Source organism: Pseudomonas sp. EA_65y_Pfl1_P113, assembly GCF_963970525.1.
In the GTDB taxonomy this organism is placed as follows: domain Bacteria; phylum Pseudomonadota; class Gammaproteobacteria; order Pseudomonadales; family Pseudomonadaceae; genus Aquipseudomonas; species Aquipseudomonas tritici.
The window spans coordinates 1-455 of sequence record NZ_CAXAQM010000559.1; the positions used below are offsets into that span (position 1 = coordinate 1).

1 protein-coding gene is annotated in these 455 nt (G+C 57.4%); it reads right to left on the reverse strand.

All coding sequences use genetic code 11. The features are described from left to right. Positions 1 to 13: 13 nt before the first annotated feature. The coding region (locus tag AACY52_RS31070; RefSeq protein ID WP_339561506.1) for a transposase at positions 14 to 455 on the reverse strand (442 nt) is incomplete at its 5' end.

Here is a 455-nt window from a genome sequence, read left to right on the forward strand (position 1 = left end):
TAGCTCCATCGTCTCACCCTCGCATTGCGGTGATCAGCTTGGGTGCTCCGATCATGTTGATCGCTCGCTTCATGTTATAGGCAAGGACGTGGAGGCTCATTTCAGTGGCAACCCGCTTGAGGGTTCGTGTTTTGAAGTGACTTCTTCCCATCCAATCCTTGATCGTGCCGAACACATGCTCGACCGTTCGTCGTCGGATGCGCATGGCATCAGGCATTTGCTCGAGCCTTGCCTGCATGGCCTCGATTACGTGTTCGTGCTCCCATCGCTTGATCCGCCGTTCCTTACCGGTCGTGCATTGCGGTCTGATAGAGCAGGTGCCGCAATTGCTGGACCAGTAGGCATGGAGGCGCAGCCCTTGCTCGACGGTAGTAAAACGGTGTGGGAGCGCTTCACCCGCGGGGCAGCGGTAGCTGTCGGTGGCGTGCTCGTAGCGAAAGTCCTGTTTGCCAAAG